This window comes from Pseudomonas nitroreducens TX1 (assembly GCF_000313755.1).
Lineage (GTDB): Bacteria > Pseudomonadota > Gammaproteobacteria > Pseudomonadales > Pseudomonadaceae > Pseudomonas > Pseudomonas nitroreducens_A.
Window position 1 is genome coordinate 57388 of sequence record NZ_AMZB01000102.1, and the last position, 8008, is coordinate 65395.

Annotated in this window: 5 protein-coding genes; 4 read left to right on the top strand and 1 reads right to left on the bottom strand. The window is 66.5% G+C overall.

Translation table 11 applies throughout. The features are described 5' to 3' along the window. Positions 1 to 76: 76 nt before the first annotated feature. Positions 77 to 1138 (bottom strand): ABC transporter substrate-binding protein, encoded by a 1062-nt coding sequence (locus C167_RS0111000; RefSeq protein ID WP_017518330.1) that lies wholly within the window; start codon positions 1136 to 1138, stop codon positions 77 to 79. Between the two features lie 256 nt (positions 1139 to 1394). On the opposite strand from C167_RS0111000, the gene C167_RS0111005 reads away from it, so the two are divergent. The 4 genes from C167_RS0111005 (at position 1395) to katE (ending at position 7848) form a co-directional block, all read left to right on the top strand. Continuing rightward, a complete protein-coding gene (locus C167_RS0111005; RefSeq protein WP_026078955.1) occupies positions 1395 to 2996 on the top strand; it encodes an ABC transporter permease in 1602 nt (533 codons plus the stop codon). After that, complete coding sequence (locus C167_RS0111010) at positions 2993 to 3820, top strand: ABC transporter ATP-binding protein (protein ID WP_017518332.1); 828 nt, start codon at positions 2993 to 2995, stop codon at positions 3818 to 3820. Before C167_RS0111005 ends, C167_RS0111010 begins: the two co-directional genes overlap by 4 nt. A gap of 128 nt (positions 3821 to 3948) precedes the next feature. Beyond that, positions 3949 to 5559 (top strand): arylsulfatase, encoded by a 1611-nt coding sequence (locus C167_RS0111015; RefSeq protein WP_017518333.1) that lies wholly within the window; start codon positions 3949 to 3951, stop codon positions 5557 to 5559. Between the two features lie 162 nt (positions 5560 to 5721). Continuing rightward, entirely contained in the window at positions 5722 to 7848 is a 2127-nt protein-coding gene (gene katE / locus C167_RS0111020) for a catalase HPII (protein WP_017518334.1), read from the top strand. Positions 7849 to 8008 lie beyond the last annotated feature (160 nt).

The window sequence follows — 8008 nt, forward strand, 5'->3', positions numbered from 1 at the left end:
GGGCCAAGGGGAGGGCGACCCAAGCGCTGAGGTATCAGGAAGGAACGGACTCTGTCCGTGATTGCTGTGAACTCACTTACTGAATCGCCGCCACTGGTTGCCCGGCGAGCTGGCGGCTCGCTGCGTCCTGTAGCGCCGGGTTGGCCCAATCGGCGGCCTTAAAGTCGCGGCGGATCAGTCCGTAGGACTTCGCTGCCGTGATCGATCCGTCCAAGCGGCCGAGGAAGTCAGCGTCCAGCTTGGGCGACAGCACCTCCAGCAGCGGGCGGCCCTGGTATTCGCTCTTGAAGATCACGGCAGGGTAGTTGGCCTGCTTGGATATCAGGTCGATGTACGCATCGCGATTGGCCTCGGCACTGGCCCATTGCACGGCCTGCAGTTGTACCTTGAGCAGGCGCTCGACGATGTCCGGGTGGGCGTCGACGAACTCGCCGTTGCCCACCAGCAGCGCCTGCAGGGTCCCGGCGCCGCCGAGGTCATGGGTGCTCAGCGGGATTTCCGCCAGACCCTTGTCACGCAGGGCGAACAGGCCCGCCAGGCCCCAGGTGGCGTCGATCTGCCTGGCGGCGAGAGCGGCGAGGGCGGCGCTGAAGTCGAGGTTGATCACCTTCAGGTCCTTCTCCGACAGGCCGGCACTGGCCAGCGCGTTGTCGAACGACAGCTGGCTGGCGGTACCACGGAAGATGCCCACGCGCTTGCCCTTCAGGTCGGCCAGGGATTTGATCCCCGAGCCCGGCTGCACGCCCAGGTAATGGTTCACACCGCGCGCGGTGGCGGCCAGCACGCGGCTGTCCAGGCCGCTGGACTTGCCGATGATCGCGGCAAGATCGCCCAGGTAGGCGAAGTCCACCTGGCCATTGGCGAAGGCCTCGTTGACCACCGGCCCGGCACCCTTGAAGAAACTCCATTTGACCTGGATGCCGTCAGCGGCGAATTCCTTCTCCAACAGCTGGTGGGTGTAGAGGATATCCGCCACGCCTCCGCTGGAATGGTTCTGCCCGGCGCTGACGTCGGGCACGGCGATGCGGATTTCCTTCACCGGCTCGGCGGCCTGGGCGATCAGCGGATAGGCGCCAAACAGACCCGCCAGCACTGGCGCAGCGAAGAGGGAGAGCAATTGATGGGTGAGGGCCTTCATGGCGCCTGCCTCCTGCAGTAGGGAGCGCGTGTGGCTCCGGCGCCCGCACTAAAGGCACGGGGCTGCCCATCAACAAAATAATAAAAAGTGATTTTTTAGTAATTATTCGAGCTAAGCAAGCAGCCACACGGCTTCGCGGGCCGATGCCCGGAGGGCATAAAAAATATTCGGCGAATGCATTGGATCAGCGTCTGGGCCTTCCCTTAAATGCCCTGTGTTAGCTCTTAAATGCATTGATATAACTATTTATATTCCTATGAAGAATATTACGAAGCCCTATCGCCTTGCTCTTCCCAGCCCCCGCCTGGGGCCCTCTACCTTCGGCTGGCATGGGCTCGAACCGTTGTTGCCGTGGCTGGTGCCGCTGGCCGTCACGGTGCTGTGGTGGACGGCCAGCCATCGACACTGGATGTCCGCGCAAATCCTGCCCATGCCCGAACTGGTGCTGCAGGCCGGCCGCGAACTCCTGGCCGGCGAGCTCTGGCAGCAGTTGGGCATCAGTTTGAAGCGTCTGCTCTGGGGCCTGCTGGCCGGCATCCTCAGCGGGCTGGCACTGGGCGCCTGGCTCGGCTTCAGCCGCCGCGCCGAGCGTCTGGTGCTGCCCACCTTCAGTGCCCTGGCGCAGGTCCCGACCCTGGCCTGGATTCCGCTGTTCATGCTGTTCTTCGGCATCGGCGAGCTGCTCAAGCTGGTGGTGCTGATCAAGGCCATCATCGTGCCGGTGACGCTGCACACCCTGGTCGGCGTGCGCGATGCCCAGCCACGCCTGCACGAGGCCGCCGCCGTTCTGCGACTGCCGCGCCGGCTGTTGCTGTGGCGGCTGATCTTGCCGGCGGCGCTGCCGGCTTTCCTCACCGGTGTGCGCCTGGCCCTGGCGCAGGGCTGGACCTCGCTGCTGGCCGTGGAGCTGCTCGCCTCCAGCGAAGGCATCGGCTACCTGATGGTGCAGGCGCGCCAGTTGTTCATGCTCGATATCGTCTTCGTCTGCATCCTCGTCATCGGCCTGGTGGGTGCGGCCATGGACCGTGGCATCCAGGCGGTTGACCGGAGGCTGGTGCGCTGGCCGCAGCAGGCTGCGGGCGAGTTCCGCAGGAGAACAGCGGGGCAGGGCTGGGAGCGCCTGCAACCCTGGCTGCTGCCACTGGTCCTGCTGGCGATCTGGCAGGTGGCGAGCTCGCTGGAGTGGGTCGATCCGGCGATTCTCGCCAGCCCCGCGTCGGTGGCCGTCGCGCTATGGGACGGCCTGCTGGACAACAGTCTGACCATCGCGCTGCTGGCAAGCCTGCAACGCACGCTCGCCGGCTTGCTGCTGGGCGGCTCGCTGGGCTTCCTGCTCGGGCTCGGCCTGGGCTTGTGGCGCCCGGCGGAAAGACTGCTGGGCCCGTCCTTCGCGGCGCTGCGGCAGGTGGCGATCTTCGCCTGGGTGCCGCTGCTCACTGCCTGGTTCGGCCTGGGTGAACTGGCAAAAGTGGTGTTCGTCGGCCTTGCCGCGTTCTTCCCGTTGCTGCTGGCGACCCAGCGCGGCATCGCCAGCCTGCCGGCGCAACTGACCGAGGCGGCCATCGCGCTGCGCCTCTCGCCCTGGCAACGCCTGCGCCGGCTGGTCCTGCCAGGGGCCGCGCCCTCGGTATTCGCCGGGGTGCGCCTGGCGCTGATCTACGCCTGGCTCGGCACCATCGGCGCCGAGTACTTCATGCCCTCGGACGGTGGCATCGGCAGCCTCATGATCGGCGCGCAACAACTCTTCCGCATGGACCTGGTCGGCGCCGGCATGTTGCTGGTCGGCCTCACCGGAGCCCTGCTGGCCGCACTCGGCCAGCGCATCGAAGCGCGGGTGACGCGCTGGAGACACGCATGAACGCTTTCGCATCCCAGGCGCTGGTGAGCTTTCGCCAGGTCGCCAAGAGTTTCCCCGTGGACGGTCGCGAGCTGCAGGCCATCGAACGTTTCGACCTGGAGATCGCCGACGGCGAGTTCATCGCCATCGTTGGCGCCAGTGGTTGTGGCAAGTCCACGCTGCTGCGCCTGCTGGTGGGGCTGGACCGCGAGTTCCAGGGTGAGATCCACATCGACGGTGCGCCCATAGACGGCATCGGCGGCGAGCGCGGCATCGTATTCCAGGAGCACCGCCTGTTCCCCTGGCTGAACGTGGAGCAGAACGTCGCCCTCGGGCTGGTCAACGAGCCGCTGAGCGAGACCGGCAAGGCCGCCAGGGTAGCGGACTATCTGCAACTGGTGGGCCTGACCGCGTTCGCCCGTGCCTACCCGCACCAGCTGTCCGGCGGCATGGCGCAGCGCGTGGCGATCGCCCGCGGCCTGGTGGCCAGCCCGCGCATCCTGCTGCTGGACGAACCTTTCGGCGCGCTGGACGCCCTGACCCGCCAGCAATTGCAGGAAGAACTGCTGCGCATCCGCCAGCGCGAGCGGATCACCACCGTGCTGGTGACCCATGACGTGGAGGAGGCGCTGTTCCTCGCCGACCGGGTCGTGGTGATGGCGCCGCGCCCGGGGCGCATCAAGCGCATCGTCGAGGTGCCGCTGGCGCACCCGCGTGAGCGCGGCGGCTACGACTTCCTGCGCCAGCGCGAGGCGCTGCTGCACGAGTTGACGGGCGAGGGTGACTACGTCGCGCCGCAGCTCAAGCGGGTGGAAGACCTGCCGTTCGAGTTTCTTGCCTGCTGAAGGCAAGAGCCCCTCTCCCTAACCCTCTCCCTTCAGGGAGAGGGCGGGGGGAGAGGGGAGTCGTTGGCAGGAAGTCCCGGAAAAGTACAGTCGCACCTATCCATCATTATCCTTGAACGAGTCCGACCATGAGCAAACGCCCCAACTTCCTCGTCATCGTCGCCGACGACCTCGGCTTCTCCGACCTTGGCGCCTTCGGCGGCGAGATCGCCACGCCGCACCTGGACGCCCTGGCCCTCGACGGCCTGCGCCTGACCGACTTCCACACCGCGCCGACCTGCTCGCCGACACGCTCGATGCTGCTCACCGGCACCGACCACCACATCGCCGGCATCGGCACCATGGCCGAGGCGCTGACCCCGGAGCTGGAGGGCAAGCCGGGCTACGAGGGCTACCTCAACGACCGCGTCGTGGCGCTGCCCGAACTACTGCGCGAGGCGGGCTACCAGACGCTGCTGTCCGGCAAATGGCACCTGGGCCTGAAGCTGGAACAGGCGCCCCATGCGCGTGGATTCGAGCGCTCCTTCTCGCTGTTGCCCGGCGCTGCCAACCACTACGGTTTCGAGCCGCCGTACGACGACAGCACGCCGCGCATCCTCAAGAGCACGCCGGCGCTCTACGTCGAGGACGACCGGTTCGTCGAGGAACTGCCGGCGGACTTCTATTCCTCCGATGCCTTCGGCGACAAATTGATCCAGTACCTGAAGGAGCGTGACCAGAACCGTCCGTTCTTCGCCTACCTGCCGTTCTCCGCTCCGCACTGGCCGCTGCAGGCCCCCAAGGAGGTGGTCGACAAGTACAAGGGCCGCTACGACGCCGGCCCCGAAGCGCTGCGCCTGGAGCGTCTGGAACGACTCAGGCAACTGGGCTTGATCGATGCTGACGTGAAGGCGCACCCGGTGCTGGCGATCAGCAAGGAGTGGGCCCAGCTCAGCAATGAGGAGAGGGCCAGGTCCGCACGGGCCATGGAGGTCTACGCGGCAATGGTCGAGCGCCTGGACTGGAACGTCGGCCGCGTCGTCGAGTACCTGCGCCAGCAGGGCGAACTGGACAATACCTTCGTCCTGTTCATGTCCGACAATGGCGCCGAGGGTGCGCTGCTGGAAGCCTTCCCGCGCTTCGGGCCGGACTTGCTGAGCTTCCTCGACCAGCACTACGACAACAGCCTGGAAAACATCGGCCGCGCCAACTCCTACATCTGGTACGGCCCGCGCTGGGCCCAGGCGGCCACTGCACCGTCGCGGCTGTACAAGGCCTTTACCACCCAGGGCGGTATCCGCGTGCCGGCGCTGGTGCGCTACCCGGCGCTGCAACGCCAGGGCGAGATCAGCCATTCGTTCTCCACGGTGATGGACATCACCCCGACCATTCTCGACCTCGCCGGCGTGCGGCATCCGGGCAGGCAGTGGCGCGGCCGCGAGGTGGCGGAGGTGCGCGGCAAGTCCTGGCTGGGCTGGCTGTCGGGTGAGACCGAACAGACCCATGACGAAAACACCGTCACCGGCTGGGAGCTCTTCGGCATGCGCGCGATTCGCCAGGGCGACTGGAAGGCCGTGTACCTGCCCGCGCCGGTCGGCCCGGCGACCTGGCAGCTCTATGATCTCGCCCGCGACCCCGGCGAGACGCAGGATCTGGCCAAGAGCGAACCGGCGAAACTGGAAGCGCTGATCGAACACTACAAGCAGTACGTCAACGAGACCGGGGTGATCGACGCGCCGCCGCCGTTCCTGGCGCGCTGAGCCGCTTCGAGCACAAGAACCCCGAGGAAATGCCCTCGGGGTTCCTGTCGCCTGCCTTACCGCTTGGAAAAAAGCCTGAACTCCGACGACCGGTCCTGTCCCAAGGGATAGGTACGAGGCGGCCAGCGAGCCGTCGATCATCCGTGACGAGGAGAACGCTTCATGGCACAGACCCCCGGCAAGCAGAGCGAACTGGCAGGCACCGGCACCACCGACCGTGGCAACACCAGCGAGAAGATCGAGCAACTGGAGCGCTACCGCGAGGACTCCACCGGCGAAGCCCTGACCACCAACACCAACGTGCGCATCGCCGACAACCAGAACAGCCTGCGCGCCGGTGACCGCGGGCCTTCGCTGCTGGAAGATTTCATCCTGCGCGAGAAAATCACCCACTTCGACCACGAGCGGATCCCCGAGCGCATCGTCCACGCGCGCGGCACGGCTGCCCATGGCTACTTCGAGTCCTATGACGACTGGAGCGCGCTGACCAAGGCGTCCTTCCTCGGCAAGGCCGGCAAGCAGACCCCGGTGTTCGTGCGCTTCTCCACCGTGCAGGGCCCGCGCGGCTCGGCGGATACGGTGCGCGACGTGCGCGGCTTCGCGGTGAAGTTCTACACCGATGAGGGCAACTACGACCTGGTGGGCAACAACATGCCGGTGTTCTTCATCCAGGACGCCATCAAGTTCCCCGACTTCGTCCACGCGGTGAAGCCCGAGCCGCACAACGAAATCCCCACCGGCGCCTCGGCCCACGACACCTTCTGGGACTTCGTCTCGCTGACGCCGGAATCGGCGCATATGGTCACCTGGGCCATGTCCGACCGTGCCATTCCGATTTCCCTGCGGCACATGCAGGGCTTCGGCGTGCACACCTTCCGGCTGATCAACGCGGCGGGCGAAAGCTCGCTGGTGAAGTTCCACTGGAAGCCCAAGGCCGGCGTCTGCTCGCTGGTCTGGGACGAGGCGCAGAAGCTCGCCGGCAAGGACCCGGACATCCACCGCCGCAAGCTGTGGGAGGACATCGAGAGTGGCGACTATCCCGAGTGGGAGCTGGGCGTGCAGGTGATTCCCGAGGCCGATGCCGACCAGTTCGACTTCGATCTGCTCGACCCGACCAAGCTGGTGCCCGAGGAACGGGTGCCGGTGAAGCTGCTCGGGCGCATGGTGCTCAACCGCAACCCGGACAACTTCTTCGCCGAGACCGAACAGGCCGCCTTCCACCCCGGCCACATCGTGCCCGGCATCGACTTCAGTAACGACCCGCTGCTGCAGGGCCGGCTGTTCTCCTACACCGACACGCAGTTGCTGCGCCTGGGCGGCCCGAACTTCAACCAGATCCCGATCAACCAGCCGCTGTGCCCGTTCCACAACAACCAGCGCGACGGCCTGCACCAGCACATGATCCACAAGGGGCGCGCGTCCTATGAGCCCAACTCCATCGACAACGGCTGGCCGAAGGAAACCCCGGCTGCGGCGCGCCAGGGCGGCTTCGCCAGCTACCACGAACCGGTGGCGGGGTCGAAGGTGCGCGTGCGCGCCGATTCCTTCGCCGACCACTTCAGCCAGGCCGCGCTGTTCTACCAGAGCCTGAGCGAGGCGGAGCAGGGGCACGTGGTGTCCGCCTACGCCTTCGAGCTGTCGAAGGTGGAGCGCATGTCGATCCGCGAGCGCGAGGTCAACGAGATCCTGGTGAACATCTCGCCGGACCTGGCGCAACGGGTCGCCAGCCAGATCGGGGTGAAAGTCACCGCGCAACCGACCGCTGTGCCGCAGCCGCAGACGTCCCCGGCGCTCAGCCAGGCGAACCTGCTGTCCGGCGATATCCGTTCACGCAAGGTGGCCATCCTGATTGCCGATGGTGTCAGCGAGAGTGACGTGAACGACCTCATCGACGCACTGCAGAACGCCGGCGCCAGCGCCAAGCTGATCGGCCCCAGCGCCGCGCCGGTGACGGCGGACAGCGGCACGGAGCTGATTCCCCATGGCAGCTATGATGGCTTGCCTTCGGTGGTATTCGATGCGGTGTTCGTGCCGGGCGGCGCACAGTCGGTGCAGACCCTGGGCGGCGACGGTCGCTCGCTGCACTACCTGCTCGAAGCCTACAAGCACCTCAAGCCGCTGGCTTTTGCCGGCGACGCCAAGGCGCTGCCGGGCCAGTTGGGCCTGCCGGCGGATGAGGGGGTGGTGCAGGGGGCTTCGGCGACGGATGTATTCGGGCCCCTGGAGGCGGCGCTGAAGCAGCACCGCATCTGGGCGCGCGAAGCGCAGATCGCGCGGATTCCGGCGTAGGGCCAGCACCGGTGGGCCTGGCTCGCTCCCTGACGAGCGAGCCAGGCCGGCGATTCGCTCGCTGGTGCGCTCCCAAGGTCTGCATCGTGGGTTCGGTCAGCGTAAGAGCAGGAGCACCTGTGTTCTTCTGATAGTTCGTGCCTGGGATTTTCCCTCTCCC